The organism is Persicobacter sp. CCB-QB2 (assembly GCF_001274635.1).
Lineage (GTDB): Bacteria > Bacteroidota > Bacteroidia > Cytophagales > Cyclobacteriaceae > Persicobacter > Persicobacter diffluens.
Map to the genome: position 1 here is coordinate 2,118,894 of NZ_LBGV01000001.1, position 23,613 is coordinate 2,142,506.

18 protein-coding genes and 2 pseudogenes are annotated in these 23,613 nt (G+C 39.6%); 3 read left to right on the plus strand and 17 right to left on the minus strand.

Annotation, left to right across the window (positions count from 1 at the left end; genetic code table 11):
• Nucleotides 1–58: 58 nt before the first annotated feature.
• Nucleotides 59–1,384, minus strand: a complete 1,326-nt coding sequence (locus NG22_RS09325) for a UDP-glucose/GDP-mannose dehydrogenase family protein (RefSeq protein WP_053405503.1) — start codon at nucleotides 1,382–1,384, stop codon at nucleotides 59–61.
• 123 nt (nucleotides 1,385–1,507) lie between these two features.
• Nucleotides 1,508–2,361: pseudogene (locus NG22_RS09330) on the minus strand (GDP-mannose 4,6-dehydratase).
• Nucleotides 2,362–2,507: 146 nt separating this feature from the next.
• On the opposite strand from NG22_RS09330, the gene NG22_RS09335 reads away from it, so the two are divergent.
• The gene (locus tag NG22_RS09335; protein ID WP_053405504.1) at nucleotides 2,508–3,047 is read left to right on the plus strand and encodes an exosortase/archaeosortase family protein; all 540 of its coding nucleotides are present in this window, start codon (nucleotides 2,508–2,510) and stop codon (nucleotides 3,045–3,047) included.
• 482 nt (nucleotides 3,048–3,529) lie between these two features.
• On the opposite strand, the gene NG22_RS09345 is transcribed toward NG22_RS09335, so the two are convergent.
• The 14 genes and pseudogenes from NG22_RS09345 to NG22_RS09410 form a co-directional block, all read right to left on the minus strand.
• On the minus strand, nucleotides 3,530–5,269 hold the full coding sequence (locus NG22_RS09345) for a hypothetical protein (protein ID WP_157600974.1): 1,740 nt from the start codon (nucleotides 5,267–5,269) through the stop codon (nucleotides 3,530–3,532).
• Nucleotides 5,270–5,507: 238 nt separating this feature from the next.
• Nucleotides 5,508–6,646 (minus strand): annotated as a pseudogene (locus NG22_RS18320) (glycosyltransferase family 4 protein).
• Nucleotides 6,647–7,279: 633 nt separating this feature from the next.
• A complete protein-coding gene (locus NG22_RS09360; protein WP_053405509.1) occupies nucleotides 7,280–8,020 on the minus strand; it encodes a glycosyltransferase family 2 protein in 741 nt (246 codons plus the stop codon).
• Nucleotides 8,020–8,922 (minus strand): glycosyltransferase family 2 protein, encoded by a 903-nt coding sequence (locus NG22_RS09365; protein WP_053405510.1) that lies wholly within the window; start codon nucleotides 8,920–8,922, stop codon nucleotides 8,020–8,022. The genes NG22_RS09360 and NG22_RS09365 overlap by 1 nt, the downstream gene beginning before the upstream one ends.
• Nucleotides 8,923–8,924: 2 nt before the next feature.
• Nucleotides 8,925–9,263: a hypothetical protein gene (locus NG22_RS18025; RefSeq protein WP_216597614.1), complete on the minus strand. Its 339-nt coding sequence runs from the start codon at nucleotides 9,261–9,263 to the stop codon at nucleotides 8,925–8,927.
• Between the two features lie 12 nt (nucleotides 9,264–9,275).
• The gene (locus NG22_RS18210) at nucleotides 9,276–9,404 is read right to left on the minus strand and encodes a hypothetical protein (protein ID WP_301280966.1); all 129 of its coding nucleotides are present in this window, start codon (nucleotides 9,402–9,404) and stop codon (nucleotides 9,276–9,278) included.
• A 75-nt stretch (nucleotides 9,405–9,479) separates the two neighbouring features.
• Complete coding sequence (locus NG22_RS09375) at nucleotides 9,480–10,622, minus strand: glycosyltransferase (protein ID WP_053405511.1); 1,143 nt, start codon at nucleotides 10,620–10,622, stop codon at nucleotides 9,480–9,482.
• The gene (locus NG22_RS09380; RefSeq protein ID WP_053405512.1) at nucleotides 10,612–11,310 is read right to left on the minus strand and encodes a hypothetical protein; all 699 of its coding nucleotides are present in this window, start codon (nucleotides 11,308–11,310) and stop codon (nucleotides 10,612–10,614) included. Before NG22_RS09380 ends, NG22_RS09375 begins: the two co-directional genes overlap by 11 nt.
• A 5-nt stretch (nucleotides 11,311–11,315) precedes the next feature.
• A complete protein-coding gene (locus NG22_RS09385; protein ID WP_053405513.1) occupies nucleotides 11,316–11,963 on the minus strand; it encodes a hypothetical protein in 648 nt (215 codons plus the stop codon).
• A 2-nt stretch (nucleotides 11,964–11,965) separates the two neighbouring features.
• Nucleotides 11,966–12,406 carry an acyltransferase gene (locus tag NG22_RS09390; protein ID WP_216597615.1) on the minus strand — a complete coding sequence of 147 codons (441 nt, stop codon included), beginning with the start codon at nucleotides 12,404–12,406 and terminating at the stop codon, nucleotides 11,966–11,968.
• Nucleotides 12,407–12,542: 136 nt separating this feature from the next.
• The gene (locus NG22_RS09395) at nucleotides 12,543–14,039 is read right to left on the minus strand and encodes a hypothetical protein (RefSeq protein ID WP_053405515.1); all 1,497 of its coding nucleotides are present in this window, start codon (nucleotides 14,037–14,039) and stop codon (nucleotides 12,543–12,545) included.
• Nucleotides 14,014–16,344 (minus strand): tyrosine-protein kinase family protein, encoded by a 2,331-nt coding sequence (locus NG22_RS09400; RefSeq protein ID WP_053405516.1) that lies wholly within the window; start codon nucleotides 16,342–16,344, stop codon nucleotides 14,014–14,016. Before NG22_RS09400 ends, NG22_RS09395 begins: the two co-directional genes overlap by 26 nt.
• A 4-nt stretch (nucleotides 16,345–16,348) precedes the next feature.
• Nucleotides 16,349–17,281, minus strand: a complete 933-nt coding sequence (locus tag NG22_RS09405; RefSeq protein ID WP_053405517.1) for a polysaccharide biosynthesis/export family protein — start codon at nucleotides 17,279–17,281, stop codon at nucleotides 16,349–16,351.
• Nucleotides 17,282–18,305: 1,024 nt separating this feature from the next.
• On the minus strand, nucleotides 18,306–18,929 hold the full coding sequence (locus NG22_RS09410) for a bifunctional 2-polyprenyl-6-hydroxyphenol methylase/3-demethylubiquinol 3-O-methyltransferase UbiG (RefSeq protein WP_053405518.1): 624 nt from the start codon (nucleotides 18,927–18,929) through the stop codon (nucleotides 18,306–18,308).
• 730 nt (nucleotides 18,930–19,659) lie between these two features.
• On the opposite strand from NG22_RS09410, the gene NG22_RS09415 reads away from it, so the two are divergent.
• Both NG22_RS09415 and NG22_RS09420 read left to right on the plus strand, forming a co-directional pair.
• The gene (locus tag NG22_RS09415; protein ID WP_053405519.1) at nucleotides 19,660–20,148 is read left to right on the plus strand and encodes a hypothetical protein; all 489 of its coding nucleotides are present in this window, start codon (nucleotides 19,660–19,662) and stop codon (nucleotides 20,146–20,148) included.
• 399 nt (nucleotides 20,149–20,547) lie between these two features.
• Nucleotides 20,548–21,309, plus strand: a complete 762-nt coding sequence (locus NG22_RS09420) for a helix-turn-helix domain-containing protein (RefSeq protein WP_053405520.1) — start codon at nucleotides 20,548–20,550, stop codon at nucleotides 21,307–21,309.
• A 488-nt stretch (nucleotides 21,310–21,797) separates the two neighbouring features.
• Here NG22_RS09420 and NG22_RS09430 read toward each other — a convergent pair whose 3' ends face one another.
• Nucleotides 21,798–23,084 (minus strand): nucleotide sugar dehydrogenase, encoded by a 1,287-nt coding sequence (locus tag NG22_RS09430; RefSeq protein ID WP_253275668.1) that lies wholly within the window; start codon nucleotides 23,082–23,084, stop codon nucleotides 21,798–21,800.
• Nucleotides 23,085–23,613: the final 529 nt, after the last annotated feature.

Here is a 23,613-nt window from a genome sequence, read left to right on the forward strand (position 1 = left end):
ACCCATGAATTCATTCGTGGGTTTCACACAAAGCCCTTAGGCCTCAGCATTACAAAACCTAAGCCTCTACCTGCTCCTCTGCGGTCTGGCGACCAACAGAGACATAATAGAAACCATCCTGACGCATTTGCGCGACATCATAAAGGTTACGGCCATCGAAAACCGCAGGATTATTAAGAGCAGCTTTCATTCGATCCAAATCCGGCGTACGGAACAATTGCCACTCCGTCATGATCATTAAAGCATCCGCGCCTTCCAGCGCCTCATATTCGTTTTGAGCAAATGTAATACGGTCACCCAAAATGCCTTTCACATTCTCCATAGCTTCCGGATCATAAGCGACTACTTCAGCGCCAGCGGCTAGTAAAGCTTCAATATTGTACAAGGCAGGTGCCTCCCGAATATCATCAGTCTCAGGCTTGAAAGCCAATCCCCAAAGGGCAATCTTTTTTCCGTTCAACTCTCCATCAAAGTATTGGGAAACTTTAGAAATTAATTTAGTCTTTTGGCTTTGATTCACCTCCATTACCGCTTTCAAAATGCGGAAGTCATAATCCACTTCCTCCGCTGACATCGCCAATGCTGATACGTCTTTTGGAAAGCAAGAACCACCATAACCAATTCCCGCAAAAAGGAAACGATTACCAATACGTGTATCCGTGCCGATGCCCTTACGCACCAAATCCACATCAGCGCCTAAACGCTCACACATATTGGCGATCTCATTCATAAAGGTAATCTTAGTGGCCAGGAAAGAGTTAGCGGCATACTTGGTTAATTCCGCAGAACGCAAATCCATATGAATAATCGGATTACCCTGACGCACCAATGGGGCATACAACTGATCCATAATGCCCGCAGCTTTTTCGGAAGTAGAACCAATCACCACACGGTCCGGCTTCATAAAATCCTCTACCGCTACCCCTTCGCGCAAAAACTCCGGGTTGGAAACTACATCAAAATCCACCTTGGCATTGGCTGCGATGGCCGCCTGCACCTTCTCTCCCGTACCTACCGGTACAGTTGATTTATCCACGATTACTGCATAGTGATCCAACAAATGGCCCAGATCATCCGCCACTTTCAATACATATTTCAAATCCGCAGCACCATCCGCTCCCGGAGGGGTAGGCAAGGCTAAGAAAATTACTTCCGCCTCTTTAATGCCTTCTTCCAATGAAGTAGTGAACTTTAAACGCCCCTGCTCAATATTGCGATGAAAAAGATTCTCCAAACCAGGCTCATAGATCGGTACGATCCCGTCCTGCATTTGCTTTACTTTCTTTTCATCAATATCGACACAAGTAACGGATACGCCCGTCTCGGCAAAACAAGTTCCTGAAACTAAACCGACATAGCCGGTTCCTACTACTGCTATTTTCATAATGATTTATTCAATTCAACTTCGTGTAGAAATTGGCCGCAAATTACACGAATTATTTTAATTTTTTAATGGTTAAATGAAGTTCTCACCCATTTAGTAAAAACCTGATCCTTTGACCTGCAATTAAGCCGGCGTTTCTACTTTTGATTCAAAATACTCCAAAGTACGCTTCAAACCCTCTGATCTGCTTACCTGTGGGGTCCAGTCTAAAAGTGCTTTTGCTTTGCTGATATCAGGCTGACGCTGTTTCGGATCATCCTTTGGCAAATCTTTGCACACCAATTTGCTACCGGAATTGGTCAAGGCGACAATCTCTTCCGCAAACTGACGAATGGTGATTTCAGATGGATTCCCGATATTCACCGGATCATGAATATCCGACATGGTCAAACGGAAAATTCCTTCTACCAAATCATCCACATAGCAGAAAGAACGGGTCTGAGAACCATCTCCAAAAATGGTAATATCCTCCCCACGCAAAGCTTGAGACAGGAAGGCTGGCAATGCACGACCGTCATTTAGTCTCATTCGAGGGCCATAGGTATTGAAAATTCTCACCATACCCGTATTCACCCCATGGAAGGTATGATAAGCCATGGTCATCGCTTCCTGAAAACGCTTGGCCTCATCATAAACCCGCGAGGGCCGACCGGATTCACATTCCCCCAGTACTCTTCGGTTTGTGGATGAACCGTTGGATCTCCATAAACCTCAGAAGTGGAAGCAATGATAAAACGTGCGCCCTTGTCTTTCGCAAGCCCCAACAAATTATGAGTCCCCAAGGAACCTACCTTCAAAGTCTGAATGGGCATTTCCAAATAATCAATCGGGCTGGCAGGAGAAGCAAAGTGCAGGATATAATCCAAATCCCCCGGTACACTGACGAATTTAGTCACATCATGATGATAAAATTCAAAATGCTCATTCGGGAATAAATGGTGTGAATTTTCCTAAGAAACTGTGATGAAATTATCCATCCTGATCACATGGTAACCCTTCTTTAAGAATCAATCACATAAATGCCATCCTAAAAATTCTGCAGCACCGGTGATTAAAACTCGTTTCATTTATCCTAATTCTAATTACAATACTTTAAATTGCTTCCCATAAATCAAAAACGAAAATGCAGCAAGTCACCAAACTTTATCACGAAAATAAAAGCGCATTCAATTTCCTACTTAAGGGAAGTGCTCTATATTTATTATGGCAGCTTCTCTATTACGGTTTCCTCTCCCCTTATGGCAATTTAGATCCCTGGTTAACCGCCATGGTCGCGGATCACAGCACTGAAATCATCAATACTTATTTTGATTCCATGCCTTATATGTGCTTGACCGATGGTAGTAGCGGAAAAATTGTCTGCATAGATGATAAAGTTTTCATTGGCATCGCTCACTCCTGCAATGGGCAGGTGCTCTACCCCATATATTGTGGATTCTTGCTGTTAATTCCCGGTTCCTGGTGGAAGAAATTAGCCATGGTCATCATGGGCTCGCTCACCATTTATATGGCCAACATTTTACGAGTAATCGCTTTACTGCATATTCAACTCTATTACCCCCAGTATTTGGACATCAGCCATCACTATATCTTTACCTTCCTCGTTTATTCGATAATTTTTATGCTTTGGCTCCTTAGCCTTAAATGGCTAAAAATGAAATAAGCCTTCCTCTTGACCTTTTTTCACCGCTAGAATCAATAGCATTAAAAAGGGGCTTTTAAAAATATTAATGGACCCAATGGCTATGGATTGAAAAGTGACTGGTTCAATCCCATTTTGAGAAAAAAAATAGGCCAGCAACCCATTTAATATGATTAAGCTCCCAAGAATCAAATAACCAAAAACATATCTTTTTTCCTTTGTATAAAGCAGAATGATCAAACAACTCAATACCACTAAAAGTGGTTGAAAAACCAAATAATTAATAAATACCGGGCTATGCGTCAAATAAAGCCAAAAGCCATCTCCTCGTACCGGAAAATTATAATAAGCAATTCCAGAAAAGGGAATATAAAACTTTCCCGGAACCATATTAAAAAGATCAAAAACCCCTTCATTGGTCTTCCACGATAGTCCAAAATAGCAAAGCAATAAAACCCCCAAGCCTAAATAATGACTAAGTCCTTTTTTAAAACCAACCATCCCTAATAAAAATCCCTTCTATAGCCAATATTCCAGCGCATGCTCACTACAAATGCCATATCCGTATAACTTTCTGTCATAATCGGCATCAGTTTCCGCAGCCAAAGGCGTCCATCCAAAAACAGATTGTGTTTCAATTGGTAACTAGCCAAGACATCCAGCATAATTTGACGGGTGGTATTGCCCTGGCCTATGAAATTTCCGGTATCCCGTTCTCTAGTTTCATAGCTTTTCATAGGGTCACTTCCAAAATTGGTTTCATCTCCATCTTCCCCAATAAAATCCTGCCCATATAATGCATATTGCGCTTTGGAGGAAAATGATAGACGTGGAATAGGCTGGAACCTCAAAACTCCCAACAACTCATAAAAATTAGAACCCAAGGGATGGGCTAAGGACTGTCCAAAATGCGTCATCCCACTCCAGGCCGTTCGATGATTATAGGTATAAGGTCTCGCAAAATTAGTCTCCACCTGTAGGTCCAGATTATCCAAACCCACCACATTAAAATACTTAAAACCGGTTTGCCCAGCATATTTTTGCCCCCACCAACCATTCCGCTGTTTATACAATTCTAAATGAAATTCATCCAATACAAACTGGCCATACCATTGCAAGCCGGGCCAAAAATTCCACTTCCAGTCAAAACCTAATTGCATTTTCCCATCATAGGAACCTACTTCCAATTCTGCCCCTCTCAAAAAAATGATGGGATTCAAAAAATCCAAAGGCATTGGGAAAGCATGCCCTGCCGAATCAAGTCCACCATAAACCACGGTCTCAAACACCCCGATGTTAGCCTTTTTTCCAATATTCAGACCCAAGCGATGAAAAGCAAACCATTTGGAATAGGCTTTAGTATCTGATACATAATCATGAAATTGAGCGGGAAAAGCCATCATCTTCGCCCATATATTGGTGTATTGCAGCTTCCAGACTTGTGTATTTAATTCCGTGAATAAAAAATTATTGGCATGATCCGATAAAATCATGGAACGCTCACCCTCCCCTATCTTAATTTTATCATAACCCGCCCGAACATTTATTTCCGGCAATAAATTGAAAGTAAAATAGCCTTTGGAAGTAAAAAAATCATAACCATTTTCCTTGAAATTTTTAATCGTTCCTTCGCCAGGAAGACCACGATACTGCTCTGTCCGATCATGCACATAGCCCGGAAAAACCGCCTGCGTCGTTCCAATAAAAGAATAAAAACCTACTTTACCACCTATCTGCCCTCTAACCTCCAGTCCTCTCGTATTTTGAAATAAAGTCCTTTGAGTTGTACCGCTCTCCCCTACCAGCCCAGGCCGCTCATTTCCCCCGGCAAAGTAAAGCACCGGATTCAAATGAACATCAAAGCGCGGCTCATTCACCATTAAAAAGTCGGATTTTTTCTTATAAAAAGTATTCCAAATGGCCTTTTGACTATTGCCCCATAAAGAATCTTCCGCTACCGCCTCCCAGGAATCATTTAATAAATAAGCATAATTAAAATCATCCACATAAGAAAATTGATTTTGGTCCAGTCCCTGCAAAAAAGGAACTACCTGATCCCTCCGATAGGGTTTTACAGCCGAATGAAAGGTCGGACTGTTTCGCCCGGAAAGCACCTCAAAGCGATCGATCAAATGATAGACCTCCTCATTCAGGGGAATACTTGCCCGCTGTCCCAACGCCTCTAAAAGTGGCCCCACAAGTAACAGGATTAATAGGGAACCACGAATTGCACTAATTTTCAACAACTATTCTTTTTTTTAATGTTATGCAGCATTTTTTTGCCACAAATTTCACAAATTTTCATAAATGATATATGGCCTTAAGAGATAGTAAAAAACATAGTGTTCAATAATTGATATAGTAGCACCCTTAAAAAGTAATGGGCAGAAGGGATAACCACTTCAGTAACCCTTTCCGCAATAACACCCTAACCATATAAGAAAATCTCAAAAATTTGTGAAATTTGTGGCGATCAAATACCTAAGCCCGCTTTTTCATTTGCTCGTATCGCTCAATCACTTCCTCCGAGCGGTTTAGGAACATTCTGCCTTTGATGGGCATCTTCAACAAGTTCATCCCATAAAAGTAAAAAGCGAACAATACCCCAATGAATAAAAAGGACATCGGGATCGAAAGGGCTTCCACTACATAGGTAAACAGTAATACATAAGAAATATTAAAAGCGCAAATCAAAACCGTTGCTTTCCAATGCACCAGACCCTTATCCAAAAAGATATGATGAATATGATTGCGATCCGGAAAGAAAGGCGATTTCTTTTGAGATAGGCGAATGGAGAAAACCCTCAAGGTATCAAATAAAGGAATCGCAAAAAGCAAAATCCCCATAGAAGGAGCAGAATGAAAGGCATATTTCAGGGCTTCCGGCTGCTCATGCAAATGGATAAACTGAATATTTAAAACCGCCAATATAAAACCTAGCAATAAGGAGCCGGTATCTCCCATAAAAATCTTACGCTCCTTGGAAAAATTAAACCTTAAAAAGCCTAGGAGACCAGCGATCATCACCGTCGCCAAAAGGGCCATGGAATATAAACCATTCGCATAAAACCATACGCCCAAAAAGCTGGTCATCACAATGCCCATTCCCCAGCCAGGCCATCAATACCATCAATCAGGTTAATGGCATTAATCATGACCACAAATACGAAAACGCTTACTACTACAGAAAACCAATAAGGCAAAGCGTTAACCCCGAAGATTCCAAACATGGAGCCTATGCGAATATCTGCCAGTAAAATCACAATTAAAGCCGCCACTATCTGCGCCGCCAATTTCTTCATAGGGGCAATCACCAAAATATCATCCTTAATCCCTATAAAAAAGATGATCACCACGCCAGCAAAAATATATTGCATCCGGCTGGTCAAAAATTCCCCGCCCACCAACAAATAGCTTAACAATAAACTAATGAATAAGGCTACCCCGCCCAGCGTCGGCGTCACCCGCATATGCGAACTTCTGCCATTGGGTTCATCAAACAATCCCTTGGCTAAAGAAACATTTATAATCACAGGAATGGAAATAAAAGCAAAACTGAGGGCGGCAATAAAGGCCACTAGAGCTTGTAATTCAAAGGGGAACTGAATTTCAATATTCATAGGTAAAATGGTCTTTCACTGGCTACAAGCGCCAAGAATTGATGGGTGTAATGATCTCAAAATTGAGCACTTACATTGATAAATCCAAGCATAAAAATGATAAAGCCAATAAATGCCTGAAAATAAAAAAGATATAATGGCCTGACGGTAATCGAAGGCACTTTATGTGCAATTTCCTAATAAAACACCCAATTTTTTCAAAATAAGGTAATGTGCTTTATTAATTTAAATTAAATGAAAGTATAGTTGGAGGTCAAATGAAAGCTAAATTTCATGAATTTTATTTCTATACTTTAGATTGAATCTAAACTGGAGGAGTGTTTGTGAGGGAAATTTAGATGCGAGTTTTTTGCCGCAAATTTCACAAATTTTTTGGATTATTGTTGGACGAGGAAAAAGAAACCGCTAATTGCACTAATTAACACGAATTATTTTAAGCAAGTTGTACGCGAGATATTAGCCACGAATGACCCGAATTTTCTCGAATGATTTTTTAAAGAAGAAGCTCTTGAATAATATCTGTGGACCCATTTCATCAATCCAACCCAATCCCATCAATCCCACTTATCTGTGGACTCCCCTCATCACTCCAACTCAAAATCCCTTTAATTTGTGAAATTTGTGGCAAAAAGATCAAAAAAACTGCACCAGCTTACGCAAAGGCTTTGCATAACGCGTATAAAACTTCGGCTCCAATCCATTTACCTCCCAAGCCCTGGCATCCATTTGATTCGCCTTCCAGCGCGCCTGCCAGCTCACATTACTCGCACCGCCAACGCGCATCTTCACCATCACCTCCGGCAAATAGCTCATCGATATTTTATGCTTTACCATAAAGCGCAACATCAGTTCATAATCCGCAGCAGAACCAAAGTCCAGGCGATAGCCGCCCAGCTCCGCAAACAATTCTCGCTTACAGTAAAAAGTAGGATGCGGCGGCATCCAGCCCTTATAAAATTCCTGCACGTCATAGCCTTCCGACACCCAGTTGCGATGCACCTGATCTGTATCGGCCTGCTGCACATATTGCAGATCAGCATATAACCCATCCGTTCCGCGCTCTTGCAGCAAGGCCACCATATTCGAAATCACATTCGGTGAAGCAAAAAAATCATCCGCATGGATCAAGCCCACATAATCTCCCGACGCCATGCCAATGCCCTTATTGATGGCATCATACAGCCCCTTATCTGGTTCACTTACCCAGCGGTCTACCCTTGAGCAGGCTTTCACTAAATCCATTGTCCCATCCGAGGAACCACCATCCACTACGATGTATTCTATATTGTGATAATCCTGTGAAGCTACGGAATCAAGGGTACTTTGCAGGGTCTCCTCTGCATTAAAACAGATTGTAATAATAGAAATCTTCATTAAAGCTGAATCTGATATTCCTTTGCAATATATTGCTTAATGGCTGTGGTATCACCTCCACATTTTTGCTTAATTTCAAAAATTTGGGCATCCACCAAAGTCCTGTACCACCAGCCTTGAAAAAAATGCCACATAAAACCAGCCTTCCCATCTCTGAAGCCCATTTTGAAAAAATAGCGATAAATGAAATAGGCCAGAGCCCGCCCAAAAAGGGGCTGCCGCATGTATTTATATTTTTTACTCCGCTTAGAATCTGCCTGCCTATTTAATTCCAAATCCTGAGGCACTGTTTCTTTTGATATAAGACCATATTCCATATCCAGCAAATCAATTGCCTCTCTTATGGCATACCCATTATGTTTTCCAATCCACCAGGATAAATTATTCAAATTATGATCCACAAAATCATGCTCAAACTCCAAATCAGTTCCTGACTTTAAAACAATGTGTTCATCCATCCACCTCTGTTCACAAACTCCCTTTCCTTTACGAAATAGTCGACACAATTTAACGGGATAGACGCCCTGTTTTACCCAATCCCCCATAAATATATGTCTTCTTTTAAAGGTAATACCAGAAACCCTCGACTCTATATTGGGCAACCTGTCCTGAAGTTCAGCCACCAATTCAGGTAAAAGGTATTCATCTGCATCAAGTCTTAAAACCCATTCTCCAGTGATAGGCAAATTAGCTAAGCCCCAATTAAACTGCTTGGCATAGTTTTTCTCCCACTTATTTTGAAAAACCTGAGCGCCCATTTTTTGAGCCAGAGCCACCGTCTTATCAGAAGAAAAAGAATCCACAATAAAAACTTCCTTGACCCAACCTTTTACATTATTGATACATCTTTCAATATGCTTTTCCTCATTATAGGTGAGGATAATCACTGATATGTCTAGCACAACTACTGAATTATTCGTTTTTTAATAAAACGGGCCGGATTACCCCCAACCACTTCCCAGGAATTAACATCTTTATAAACAGCTGCCCGGGCGCCAACCACAGCCCCCTGTCCAATTTTCACCCCCATACCAATAAATGCATCTGCGCCGACCCATGCCTGGTCTTCTATCATTATCGGCGCTGTAATCAATGGATTATCAGCATTCATAATATCATGGGAGGCGGTACACAAATAAGTCTTTTGAGAAACAGTAGCATGAGGGCCAATAGTGACCAGCGCCACATTATAGCAATCCACCTCTGGGCAAGGCAGGAATATGGGCCCATTATCAGGTTCCAAGGTGCATAAATGTTAACCGATGAATAAATATTGGCCGTGCCGTGCACCTTCCCTCCAAATAAGCGTACCAGTAAGCGCTTCCAGGGCATTCCCACACTCCGGGGCAATGGTCGTGCGAAAAGGCCCCAAATGATTTGCCATAACAACCTTTTCATTTGATGCCAGCGCCCTAAATTATTGACATATTTGGATAAATCGACCTGCTGTTCCTCCATCTTAATCTAAATAAACAAAATCCGGTTTTTCCGTTTTCCCTAAAATCCATTCATAAAGCAAAGCCATTTTTTCGGCTACCGCCTCTATGGAATAATGGTCTTCCACCAATTTTCTTCCCCGCATTCCCATCTCTCTCAATTCAGAAGAGGGTAATTGGAGCGCTTGTTCCAGCGCCTTAACAAGTGGATCTACCCCAATATCAATCCACCAACCCGCATTTCGCGTACTTAATTCTTCCCATGGAGTGCCTTTTGTCGTTATCACAGGAACACCACATGCCAAAGCTTCTGCTACTACAATGCCGAAATTTTCGCTGTAGGTGGGAAGAACGAATAAATCAGCCTCATGATATTTTTTTTGTTTATCATGACCAAATAAGGGAGGCAATAAATACACTTCATTTTCTAGCCCCACTTCATTAATAAATGATCGAATATCAGCTATATATCTTGGACAACCATTTCCAACAATTTGTAGTCTCCAGCCCCTTTTAAACCCTGATTCAATGTTACGCCAAGCTTTAATTAGATTTTCCAAACCTTTCTTTTTATGTATTCGGGAAAGAAACAGTATAGTCTTTTCCCCTTTCGGCTTAGTTTGCATTGATGCGGGCGAATAAAGATTAAGGTTTATTCCATTTGAAATAACTGAGATTGGATTTTCAAACCCTAAACTTCTAATACTTCTCAATTCACTTTTGGCAGTACAATGAAAAACGCACTTCTTGCTCAATAGAAGCCTAAAAAAAAGCAAAAACACCTTTTTTTTCAACCTTCCTTCCTTAAGAGCCCATGGCTCTAACATTCCTCGTGGTGAAATCACAATATTTAGGTCTTTAAACAAACCGATCATCAAAATAATTAAAAATTGCCATTCCCAAACCCCTTGCAAATGAACAATTTTGAATTTATTCAAACTTCGAAAGAACACTAGAAATTTTGTGAGAGCAAAAAAATCGACTAAATTAATCTTAAAACGACTTGTTGCAAAATTATTCACTATTGGATCCTCAATATAAAAACAATTCAACTGACCTTTAAAATTAATATCCTTTTCTAACAAAGCAGAAATCTGGCCAGTTAAACTCCGCGACGGCCCACCAGATTTAACTTCTATGCTATTAATATAATAATCAACGTCCATGGTAAAAGACTCTGGTTAAAGTATAAATAAAGTAAAAAAACAACAATAAACTACATGTTGTAATCATATTCATAAGCCTTAGACTACTAAAATTAAAATTAAAGACTGAATATAAATACAAATAAAACCAAAAAGGAGAATAATTTGTATTACACATCAATTTATATAAAAAAACATTAAATCTTCCTAAACCAAAAAAAGCTAAAACAACCCCTAATAACAGAAAATTCGCATAACCAAACCCCATGTTTTCTATAGGGAAAGAAAATTCCCTTAAATGGTTTCTTGGGATTAAAGGCACATAGTTTTTCCCTCTAACAATAGTACTCACAAAATACATTCCTTCATCAATTGGAGGCCTTTCTTCAGATGGTATATTTCGCTGGAATAAATTGGATGGAATAGTTCCTAAGGAAGAAAACCTCCAAATATTATCCTTATCAAAATGATTTACAGTAAAAACATCTATGTAAGTATAAGATAAATTAGAAAAAAAATCGGAAACACCTAATTCATTAACAATACTAGTTCGTCCTGAAATAATATTATCAAACCCATTTTTTGACCTTAGCAAAGGAACAAAAAAAACATAAAAGAAAATTAGAGCAAAAAATGGGGAAAACCTCCAAAAATTCTTAAGTGAAAATTCAATTTTATTTACATAATAATAATAAGCAGAAAGAAGCATAACAACTAAATAAAGAGTATCCTTTCGGCCCCAGTTGACGAAAAAACAAATATTGTTAAACACACCCAACAAATTATAAGCAAATAACCAAAAAACGATTTCTTATCTTTCTGCAAAATTAGAAGAAATACAGTAGACATCCCCAGTAAAGGCCTCAACTTCAAACCATGTTGACCACTTTGCAAAGCTACTCTATCATGCAAATTAGTTAGAAGAACTTGAATTCCACCTAAACTTTTTACGAAAGAAACATATCCCGCCAACGCAATAAGAGAACAAATAAAAACACTTAAAAAAAGTGGCTTACGATCTATATTCAAACTTCTTGAATAATCTAAACTTGGCTTAAAACTCGAAGAACCATAATAAATCCCAGCTAAAAGTGAAATGAAAGCAACTGTTTGAACAAACGCATATTTTAAAAAAGCCCAATCTAAAGCAATATTAGCATAATTATTAAAATAACGTAAAACTCGTTCGTTGAAAAAGGATTCATCAAAAGCAGTAAAAAATATATATGGAACATTCCTAACTAGAAAAATAAAAGACATAATTTTACTTGGAAAAAAAACATCCACTTTTCTAAATAAACGCATCCCCCATATATACAAAAAAAGAAACCAAACGGCAACAATAAAAATAGACAGATCCATGGTCAATCCTTTCTACCTATAAAACGCGCAGGATTTCCACCTACAATTGTATTTTTAGGTACTGATTTTGTTACCACAGAACCTGCTGCAATTATTGACCCTTCGCCTATAAATTCAACATTCTCACACACAATAACAGAAGCTCCAATCCAAACATTCTGCCCAATAGCAAGACTCTTTTTTATCGGCCTTGAATTAGGATTGTAGCCATGTGAATGAGTAAAAATCTTAGTATTTCGAGAGATTACCACATTATTTCCAATTATTAGTCCCCCAGTATAATCAATCTCCGAACTTGAGCAAATTTTAACTTTATCACCTATTTTTGCCACCCCACTATCAAATCCCAACTCAGTAGAAAATACAACGCCTTTCTCCACAAGAAAATCACCCTCAAGAAAAATATTATTAGGCCTAGATATGGATACTCCCTGCCCAAACATAATTACCCCACCAGTATGATGTATGAAAATCTTCCAAAAAAAAGTCGCGCATTCCCGTAAAAACCTCCTATAAACTCTAACAACAAAGAATAAACATGTATACATATAAAAACAACTTCAAACTAAAATAACGACCTCACACTTGAATAAAATCCTTAATCATATTTCTTTTAGAATATATTGAGTATAATGAAATACAAATTGATATAATACTAAAGCTATATAAAGAAAAACCATAAAAAACAAATAAACAAACACCGAAAGTAAAAGAAATATTTGTAATAATAAACGGGAAAATCTTTACCCTCAAATAAGGCAAACCCAAAAACTCATCTAACTCTAATATTAAAAAAATCAACCCAACCAATTCGGAAAAACAAATAACCAGACCAACATTATAAAAGTCAACATCCAATAATAAAACTAAAAATAGTCCCGAAAAAATAAATACTGCTCTCAAAAAGGAATAGCGCAATAACAATTTAGACTCACTTATCCTCTTAAAGAACTGCAAAACTACATTATTGAAATTTAAAAAAAATACACCCAAAAAGGTCCATAAAAACAATTCCATACTAAAATCCAATTCACCACGCGTCCAGGTTAAAAACACCTGTTCAATATAGGGAAACAAAATCAAAAGCGTCGTAACAATCATCACACTTGATACTCCCCAATAAAAAGAAAAAAAATCCAGCAATCGTTCCTTACTATTAGAAACATATTGCTTTTGTAACTCAGGCAACAATGGTTCTGTAAACACAGTCGAACATTTTAAACAAAAATTGGACACGACCTTTGTGGTTGAAAAAATAGGGACAAAAAGTGGAGTAAACAAAAGACCAATAAAAGCTATTAAACCATTTTCATAAAATTTATCGAACAAAAAGCTTATAAGCAACCCAAAAGTTCGCTTAGTATACTGCACTCCACCAATAAACGATAATCTGGCATTTCTTAAAAAAGAGTGAAACAACCCCCAATGCATATAAGAAATGAAAAAAGTAAAAATAACCTGAAACAAAAACAAAAGTATAATAACTGCAGATAGTGATCTAAATAATACCAGACTTATAATTATCAATATCACTTCACCAAGATCGTTAAACACCTCATATTTTATTCGTAAGTGGATCTTACCTATAGGCTCAAGAAGCCTGAGAAAAAAGATAATAAATACCTGATTCAACAACCGCGCAAGTAACAATAGAATAAAAGCAAAGCCAAACAACCCTAAGCCTATAGACATGTCCTGAAAGAAAATTCCGATCATTGCCAGTAAAAAACCTAAGCTCACTTGTATAATTAACCCAACCACAATCCCTGAAAAACCATTACTTATATCTTGGTATTTTAACTCACCCTTATAAGTCATTAAATTCACTTCATTTGAACAGAAATTCAAGTTGCCTAAATTCAATGAACGTATAATAAATACATAAGAGTTTGCTATTAACCAAATTGAATATTGCTCGCCCCCAACGACATCTAAAAAAAAAGGAACAATAAGCAATTGTTTAATAATATTTACAAAAACATTACCCCCACTCCATAAAAAGGCTTGGTTACTGCTTGATTTAAATTTGAACCGGAAAATATTTTTTAACTTACTCGGCATAATATCCTTCTCCATATCGATAAGAATAACTGTACTGCGTATCAGAACTTTTCAAATCGACATCATTAAAGACAAGAAAAGTATTATCCAAGTATATGTCCATTTTTCTTTCTCGTATTCCTTTCAATATCTTTTTTGGGGTTTTATTTTGCCTAACTACTAAAACCTTTGTATCTACTAGTTCAACTAAAGACATAGCATCTGATACGACATGAATAGGAGCTGTATCAATGATAATCACCTCGTATTTATCCTTTAGTTCATGAATTAAAAGATTCATTTTTTCTGACATCAATAATTCAGAGGGATTTGGTGGAATAATTCCACTAGGAAGGACATCAAGCTCTTTATGAGGAGAAAATAAAACATCCTGAAAGCCAGCATACTGCGACGTCAAGTAATTACTTAAACCTTTACTATCCTTCTCAATATCAAAATATCTATGTAAGGTAGGTTTCCTCAAATCAGCACCAATCAAAAGTGTCTTTTTTCCTGCCAGCGCATTTGCCCACGAAAGATTAGAGGCAAGAAAAGTTTTCCCTTCTCCTGGCATAGCAGAGGACAATAATATTATGTGAGCACCTTTGTTTGATTTTAACATAAATAAAGATGCTCTCAATTGCCTAATACTCTCTGAAACAGCACTAACCGGATCATCCAAAATTGGTCTACTTGCCTTCCCTTTATAAACAGCTCCAATAACACTAATACCTGTTAATCTTTCCACATCCTCCTTTATTGTCACGTTTGTTTCAATAATAATGTTAAAATAATAAATTCCCACAAAAAGCAACAAAGCAACAAAACTCCCTATACCCAATACCATCTTTTTACTTGGGGATATTGCATTATTAGAAATCTTTGGCTTTACCATCACCTCATAATCCGAAGTAGCTCCGGCCCGCATAATGGCAATCTCCATTTTTTTCTGCATAAGCATGGTGGAAATGTCTTCATTCAGTTTATACATCCGGTCCATTTTGGACATCAGCTTGGCACTGGTATGCTGATCACCCAGCCCCGCTAATAATTTCTTACGTTCCTTATCTAATTCCCCACCCTGATAGGCGTATTCCCTCCTCATATTGGCTATATTCTCCAATATGCTCAATTCAATCCGCTCTACCTGCCGTGCCACTTTATTCACCAAAGGGTTCATCTCATTGGCCTTTACTTTAAAAGCCTTTTGCTCCAATTTTAGCTCCACATACTGCATAACCAATTCCTGCAGCAGGGGAATATCAAGTCCCAAAGCATTAGGCGCAAACACATCTTCAGCTCTTTTCTCAATCAGGTAAGCCTCCAGATAATCAATATAGCGGTTACGCATTTCCAGCTGCATGCGGCTGTACTCCACATCTTTCAAACTGGCCAAATAAGAAGTATCCCCTTGAAGATACTCCCAGTTCTCCAGGGCAAACTGATTGATGGCCTCATCGAAGCGATTCAGGGAATCACTCAGATTAAATAACTGCTGATCTACAAAGCTCAACACCTGATTCAGACTGGCATTTTTCTTTTCTATGGAGCTTTCTTCTATTACTTCAAAAAAAGTAGATAGGAAAATCATTTCCTTATAGGGTGTTTCCCCCTGAATAGAAACGCCCAATAGAGAGGACCCCTCTTCCACCCAATTAATGTTTAGGCGCTCTTTATAAACATCAGCCAAATAGTCCAAATCATTAATGACAAACTGAAGACCATTAGGCAAATCTTGCTTGCTCCCAAACTCCCCTTGTATAAAATTAACTTTAAAACTGAAGGCCCCTAAGGTTATTTCCTCTCCTTCCTGATATTGTTTTTTCTCCAATAAAGGAGCCCATTGATTTAAAGGGTCATCTAATTCTAAGCTAAAACTTTTATCCTCATTAAAGTCAATAGAAAATACAAGGCCGTAAGGACCATTCAATTCATCATTTTTATCGTTTAATACTACCTGATACAATTGTGCCGGATACAATTCTGAACGCTTTATTTTGCCTTCCGCAAAATAAGTCGTTTGAATATTCATCCGTTTAATCGTTTCCTTCAGATTATCCTCATGCGTAATAATGGCGATTTCCTTTCGAATGTCCACATCCTTCCATAACAGTTTATTTAACTCATTAGGTATGGGCAAAAAACTACTACTCCCCCCTTGCTGCTCCCAACGTTTGCTGACAATTTGGCTATTCACCACATAAATTTTGGAGGCATAGCGTAAATAAACGAAAGCACATAGCAAGCCGACAAAAACCAGCCCTGCTCCCACATACCAGTTGCGCTTTAGTTTGTTAATCAAGCGCAAAATATCCTGTAATTCCTGACTTTGTTCGGTCATCTTTCTATCGGGCTGAATAAATTAATGCAATAATAGAGACTAAAGAGCTGGTCAGCGCCACAAAGTTCATGGCATCGGGAATACCATATTTGCGGAAAGCTTTGGCGCCCAATGGGGGCACGATGATAACATCCCCTGGCTGAATATAATAATAAGGAGAAGAAAGAAAGCTTTCGTCCAATAGGTTTACATAGGCTACTTCTGAAGAACTGCCATCTTCCCGCACGACTTTGATCTTGCTCTTATCGGCAAATTCTGCAGGAGAGCCCGCCATGGCCAAGGCCTCAAAGAGATTCGTATTGTCTTTATAAGTATTGAATTGCCCTTCATTATTGACTTCTCCCAAAACAATAAAGCTGAAGTTCAATAGCTGCACCCTTACTTCCGGATTCTCAAAAAAGCCTCCCAACTTACTGTTCACTGCATTTTCCAACTCCACAAGCGTCATATCACGGACAGGAATAATACCCAAATTTGGTAATTCAATATTACCCTCCTTATCCACAACAAAACCTGTTGATTGAGGTTCCCCCACAGCAATCGGCTTCCCCTCATCTGAATACATGACCTTATCTGCAATTTGAGTTTGTTGAACTCGATTGTTTACAGCAATTTGGTTACCTCCAGCAGAATTGTTTACATTGGTCTTAGGAGACAAATATAAAAACTCCCCCATCTGCACGGCATATTGATTGATAAAATCAAACTCCGAATTAGTCAAAGATCCAATCTTAATACTGACCACATCTCCGGGTTTCAAGTGGTATTGATGCTCCTTGCGTTCAAACTCACTGTAGATTTCATCAAAAGTGATGTTTTTCTTTTTATTGTCGCCGGAAGGCTGCAAATAAACCGAATTCCTCCTGGTGACGCAGGAAGAAAAAAGTAAAGCACAAACCGCCATAAACAGGCTCGCCTGAAGTAATCTTTGCAACATGTATAGGGTTTTTAAATTTTGTAAGGTTGAATAAGCCTGGTAAATAATATTCGAAATCAAATCCGTCGGGCTACAGCTTCGCCCGCTCAGTCCCATCGCCGAAACCTACCCTGCTTTCCCTTAGGCCATTACCTGATAGAAGTAAAATTATAAGGGGAAAAATCCTATGCAATATTGCACAATGCTTTGGTTTGCACAAGCCCCCTCACTTTATTCGTGCTAAAGTGAAAAAGCCGATTTGTAATAAATGAAATTTATCGCATTAATTTTCAATGAGTTAAAGACCTTTATTACCTTATTGTTAATCAACAAATCCTACAAAATTATAAGATTGACTTTGGGTCCTAAAGGAGGGAATTAAAACAAAATGAGGGGCGAAGGCTGATAAAAATCAAGCTTGGATAGGCTTTTCGATAGGGTTTGCTTTTCTCTTTTAAAACTATTCCCTTAAAAAGTAGGATTGGCAAGAGACTGATCGTGCAAGACTATTGGAGTTAAAACGCAAAGGCTTTGTATGGGTAATAAAATTGAAAAGGTGGGGAATGGAGTTAAACGCGAGAATAAAACCACGAATTGCGCTAATTAACACTAATTTTTTTGAAGGCATTGAGCGGTGGTTGTAGCCACAAATTTCGCAAATTTTTGGGATTGGGTTGGGCGCGAGGGTTCTAAAAATGGGTGCTTACACTGGTCGTAGTGTTACAGCGAGCCGTGCGAGCTTACACTGGTCGTAGTGTTACAGCGAGCCGTGCGAGCATCACTACGACCCCATACAAGCCAAAAAGTTTATTGAATGAAAGTTGGCCAAAAGAAGGAAACCACGAATTGCGCGAATTAACGTAAATTTTATGAAAGCGTTAGGCATGGTTTTAACCATAAAATCCTCTCTCCTCCCACTACCCAAAATAATTTTCAATTCGCGTTAATTTGTGATATTGGTGGCTAAAAAAAGGGGCATTGTTATAGCGAGCCGTGTGCGTATCAATAGCCTATAAGCTCCCTCAAATTTGTAGCTCTCACCTGATTACAACCTGGCTTTAATTATCATACTCTTCCAGACAAATGGAATTCGACCGACCCCTTTAAAAGCGACCACTTCAAACCCTTGTTCCTCCAACAATTTGCTTAGCGTCTCTTTAGACCAAAACTTGATATGCCCTCCATCCCATAAAACTGTTAAATGTTTATCCCACTTGCCAAAAACAGCCATGATCAAATTTTTCCAATATCCATGATAGGGGGTACTAATAATAATTTCACCGCCACCGTTTTTCAATAGCACATTTTTACAAAAACTAATATACTTTCGAGGGGCATAAAGGTGTTCTACTACTTCGGTGGAAATAATCGTATCAAAATTTAAACTTTGGATTTGAAAAGGCACCTCATCCGATTCTAAATCCTGAATGAAAAAACGCCCTTCATTCATTTCATTAGCTATTCGTATTCCGCTTTCACTTGCATCTGTTCCAAAGACATCAAAACCCCGGTCTATTAGAAAATTGGCTATTGCACCATTACCACATCCCACGTCTAATATTTTCCGATTTTTCTTATTGTCTAACATCTCCTCAACTGGTGATACAAGGTATGAATGTGCATGACGAAAACCAGAAGTAGCATAACCGTAATCCCTATAATTCCCCATAGTCTTTTTATTTTAAAATAGAAACTCTATAAATAAAATACAATAAAAACCAAGGATACTTATCGCTCACAAGGCTAGGGTAGAGTTACTACGAGCCGTGCGAGCATCACTGCGCCCCCATACAAAGCCGCGGATTTTGCCCGTGAATTTTACTAAATGGAAGTTGGTCGCGAGTTAGAAACCACGAATTACGCGAATTAACACTAATTTTTTGCAAGGGTTGGGTGTTAGTTGTTGCCACAAATTTCGCAAATTTTTAGGATTATTTGAGCGGGAGTGCAATGATCAAAAGGGCATTGTGCTTAATAACCCCATTACAAGTGCTATTCCTAAAATTCCATTCGTGTTAAATTGGGAAATTTGTGGCAAAAAAACTACATCCTCACTGCTCGACCCTATACAATACCGCGGATTTTGCCCACGATTTCTATTAAACCAGGCATTCCGAATATGGAGTCCACCCTTGCGATAAATACAACAAAAAGAAAGAAAACATGCTCATTTCTAACATTTAGAAAAAAAAACGAAGTCCGAAAAATATATAAGAAATAAGGCTGTTTCCACCTGAAACAAGCTAATCTTCAAAATATAAAAAAATGGAAATCCCTAAAAACGCAATCGAAAAGGATGAAAATCCGATTTGGCTGGCCAAAAAAATGACGAACAAGCCAGTGGCAGGCTCGTTCTTGCTACAACCTTCGGGACCAATTTCTAACAAATGTAAAGTTAAATGCAAAATACCTTAACATTATTACCTGACATTGCCTCCCAGCTGGGAAAATTCCCATCGGTTGAGGCCTTTAGACTATTCTTAGCACAGGTCAGCTTTATGATCAAAGGGCTAAGACAAGACTTGTCCAATGATCAATTCAGCGAGATCGTGGATGAGAAAAAGTTAACCAAATTACAATCTGACATCCGCAAAAGGGAAGGTGAGATTTCTGCACTTCAGTACAGCCTGGACAACCCCGTGGATGAAGACAGTCTGATCGATGATCAGATAAAGATGCAGGGACTACAAGCCGCCCTGGCAAAATTGAAGCGAACATTATCAAAAGGGGTGGATAAGGACATCATGGAAGCCCACGAGATGGCGCAAACCATGAATGCCATCGCCGATTTGGTGGAACTCGGAACAGCATTATGCACCGAATTCACCAATGGTGCTTTAGGTGCCGGAACAGTCACTTTCGAAGATACTGACTATACCGCTTCCTAAGCTTATTTGTCCCGAAGGAGCAGGCAGGCCTATTAAAGGTCTGCCTTTTTAATAACCATTGATTTTTGCCACAAATTTATGGATTTTGGTTGGGCGCGAGAAGGAAACCACGAATTACGCCAATTAACACTAATTTTTTGAAAGGTTTGGGTGGTGGTTGCTGCCACAAATTTATGGGATTATTTGGGCGCAGGAGCGCTAAACTGGTCGTAATGTTACGGGAAGTTGCGCAAGCATCACTACGCCCGAGGCATTCTCAGGGAGAGAGAAATAAAAGCATGAATTATATAAACTCATCATCGTGAATTCCCAATCATAAATCAGGCTAATTCCCTCTATACTTCTAAAATACAACAAGTCAAAATCCTTTTAGTCCGAGATACTTGCGACAATATTAAAATGAAACAACTCTCCTATAGCGAAAGACACCATATTGAGCAGGCACTCCTTCAGCACCACCGGCCCGCTGCCATCGCCCGCCAGCTAGGCCGGTCACGAGCCACTATTTGCCGTGAAATTAAGCGAAACAGCAAAGACGGCATTTATCAGGCTAGATCCGCTACGGAGCAATCGGAAGTAAGGAGACATATGGCCTTACTATTACGGACAGGGAAATTCTTCATTAAAAACAAAAAGCATGGCACCCTCAAAGCCATAAAAGCCGTGCACGACCCGTTTTTGAAATTCATAAAGCTTTTACCCAAACTTCATTACCATCATCGGACTTTCTCTCTCCACCTCCACGGCGGAGCTCCTACCCCCTTTGTATTTCACCTACCATACTGGCGAAAAAGAAAATTTGGCTTTCATTATCGAATGGGCGGCAGTCGATTGGATTGGGGAAGAGCTTTCTTTGGCCGAAGAACCTCCCTTGTACAAAAAAAACGAATGCGGCGAAAGCGCTTTACGAAAGTGGCAATCCCTTGCATTCCGGCTGTTTTCAGCCTAATGGAATACCAGCCACATTTACCAAAAAAACAATTAAGCCCCATCTCCATTTTGGTAGAGGTTGGTAGTACCGGCATGCCCTTTCATGAAAATAATCGCGCTATTACGCCACTATTGGAGGATCGCCCTCTGGAAAATCCTGTAAATCTTACGAATTATCTTCAAAACCATCGCCGATCCTCCCAGCTATCCGGCCAATTGCAAAGCTGCTAACTTAAAAAGTGGTCTTGGGAGATTTGTTGCATTTCGGAGTGGAAAGCGTTTATTACCATAACTCTATTTTTTTGAAAGCGTTGGAAGATGATGGTTGCCACAAATTTCGCAAATTTTTGGGATTATTTGGCTGCGAGAGCAATACTCAAGGGAACTTACCCTGGTCGTAGTGTTACAGCGAGCCGTACGAGCATCACTACGACTACACTGGTCGTAGTGTTACAGCGAGCCGTGCGAGCATCACTACGAACCCATCCAAATCCGCAGAATGTAGCCTCGAAATTTACTAAATGGAAGTTGGTCGCGAGAAAGAAACCACGAATTGCGCGAATTAACACGATTTTTTTTAAAAGGGTTGGGTGATAGTTGTTGCCACAAATTGCGCAAATTTTTGGGATTAGGATGGATGCGAGCACAATGATCAAAAGGGTGTGGTTATTCCTAAAATTCCATTCGTATTAATTTGGGGAATTTGTGGCTAAAAAAATCTACAACCTCCCATCCACCAAATGCCTGGGCCAGGCGGCCTTCACATCAAATACGACCGATACAGCTTGTAAATATTCCTCCACGGGCCAATTCAGTAATTCAGTATGGTTGACCGCAAGAATAACTGCCGCGTACTGCTTGTTGACTTTTCCCAATAGATCGATATTGAAATTGCGCTTTACCTCCTGCGCATCCACTATAGGGTCAAAAACATCCACCTCTGCCCCAAAATCCTTGAGTTCCTGAATGAGATCCACCACTTTGGTATTCCGGATATCCGGGCAGTTTTCTTTAAATGAAATCCCCAAAACCAAGACCGGGGCATCTTTGATCGGAATGCCTTTTTTCACCATCAGTTTGATTACTTTTGAGGCCACAAAGCTACCCATTTGATCATTGATCCGGCGACCGGAGAGAATTACAGCAGGATGATGCCCCAATTCCTCCGCTTTCATGGCCAAATAATAAGGATCTACCGATATGCAATGGCCACCTACCAGGCCCGGGTAGAAAGGCAAAAAATTCCATTTTGTACGGGCAGCGGCCAACACTTCCTGCGTGTCCAACTCCATTTTATCAAAGATTACCGCCAGCTCATTCATGAAGGAAATATTAATGTCTCTTTGGCAATTCTCGATAATCTTGGCCGCTTCCGCCACTTTAATGGAAGAGGCTAAATGCGTTCCGGCAGAAATAATTTCCTGATAGAGGGCGTCAATTTTACGGGCAATTTCAGGAGTGGAGCCAGAAGTGACTTTCTTAATCTGTCCCAGCTTTTTATGGCCATCTCCCGGCACGATACGTTCCGGGGAATAGCCTACAAAAAAATCCCGATTGAAAGTTAAACCAGAAACTTCCACTAAAAGGGGTACACACTTTTCCTCCGTAGCCCCGGGATACACCGTAGATTCATAAATCACTACATCTCCCATGCTAAGCAGTTGCCCCACCATCCTGCTTGCCCCCAATAAAAAAGAAAAATCAGGTTGATGATGCTGATCCACCGGTGTCGGGACCGTAATAATATAGACATTACAATCCTTCAAAACAGAAAGTTCATGGCTCAATTGTAGGTCTTTGGCCTGCTGAATTTCTGCCTGAGGAACCATTTTTGTTTGATCCACTCCATTTTGAATATCCGATACTCGCTGAGCGTCAATATCGAAGCCAATGGTGGGATATTTTGCTGAAAAAGCCACCGCGAGTGGTAGGCCAACATAGCCTAAACCGATAACCCCTATTTTCAGGGGAGCTTCCAGGGAGTTAATATGATGATTGCTTTCCACAGGGTAAATTTATCAGGAATGTGATTGATTTGAGCTTTTTTGCCACAAAATTATGGAATTTGGTTGGGCGCGAGGAGGAAACCACGAATTGCGCGAATTAACACTAATTTTTTTGAAAGGGTTGGGTGTTGGTGGTAGCCACAAATTTCGCAAATTTTTGGGATTAAAATGGGCAAGAGAGCAATATACACTGGTCGTAGTGTTACAGCGAGCCGTGCGAGCATCACTACGACCCCATACAAAGCCACAAAATTTAGCCTCGAATTTTACTGAATGGAAGTTGGTCGCGAGATAGAAACCACGAATTGCGCGAATTAACACTAATTTTTTTGAAAGGGTTGAGCGGTGATTGTTGCCACAAATTGCGCAAATTTTTGGGATTATTTGGGTGCGAGAGCACTAAACTGGGCGTTGTGTCACAGTGAATTTATACTGGTTGTAGTGTTACAGCGAGCCGTGCGAGCATCACTACGACCCCACCCAAAGCCGCAGAATGTAGCTTCGAATTTTTACTGAGTGTAAGTTGGGC

Bases quoted from the DNA above. Each gene is read 5' to 3' on its own strand.
- NG22_RS09325 (WP_053405503.1), bottom strand. From the start codon at position 1,384: ATGAAAATAGCAGTAGTAGGAACCGGCTATGTCGGTTTAGTTTCAGGA.
- NG22_RS09335 (WP_053405504.1), top strand. From the start codon at position 2,508: ATGCAGCAAGTCACCAAACTTTATCACGAAAATAAAAGCGCATTCAAT.
- NG22_RS09360 (WP_053405509.1), bottom strand. From the start codon at position 8,020: ATGAAGATTTCTATTATTACAATCTGTTTTAATGCAGAGGAGACCCTG.
- NG22_RS18210 (WP_301280966.1), bottom strand. From the start codon at position 9,404: ATGGCAAATCATTTGGGGCCTTTTCGCACGACCATTGCCCCGGAGTGT.
- NG22_RS09375 (WP_053405511.1), bottom strand. From the start codon at position 10,622: ATGGACGTTGATTATTATATTAATAGCATAGAAGTTAAATCTGGTGGG.
- NG22_RS09380 (WP_053405512.1), bottom strand. From the start codon at position 11,310: ATGCTTCTTTCTGCTTATTATTATTATGTAAATAAAATTGAATTTTCA.
- NG22_RS09385 (WP_053405513.1), bottom strand. From the start codon at position 11,963: ATGGATCTGTCTATTTTTATTGTTGCCGTTTGGTTTCTTTTTTTGTAT.
- NG22_RS09390 (WP_216597615.1), bottom strand. From the start codon at position 12,406: ATGTTTGGGCAGGGAGTATCCATATCTAGGCCTAATAATATTTTTCTT.
- NG22_RS09395 (WP_053405515.1), bottom strand. From the start codon at position 14,039: ATGGAGAAGGATATTATGCCGAGTAAGTTAAAAAATATTTTCCGGTTC.
- NG22_RS09400 (WP_053405516.1), bottom strand. From the start codon at position 16,344: ATGACCGAACAAAGTCAGGAATTACAGGATATTTTGCGCTTGATTAAC.
- NG22_RS09405 (WP_053405517.1), bottom strand. From the start codon at position 17,281: ATGTTGCAAAGATTACTTCAGGCGAGCCTGTTTATGGCGGTTTGTGCT.
- NG22_RS09410 (WP_053405518.1), bottom strand. From the start codon at position 18,929: ATGGGGAATTATAGGGATTACGGTTATGCTACTTCTGGTTTTCGTCAT.
- NG22_RS09415 (WP_053405519.1), top strand. From the start codon at position 19,660: ATGCAAAATACCTTAACATTATTACCTGACATTGCCTCCCAGCTGGGA.
- NG22_RS09420 (WP_053405520.1), top strand. From the start codon at position 20,548: ATGAAACAACTCTCCTATAGCGAAAGACACCATATTGAGCAGGCACTC.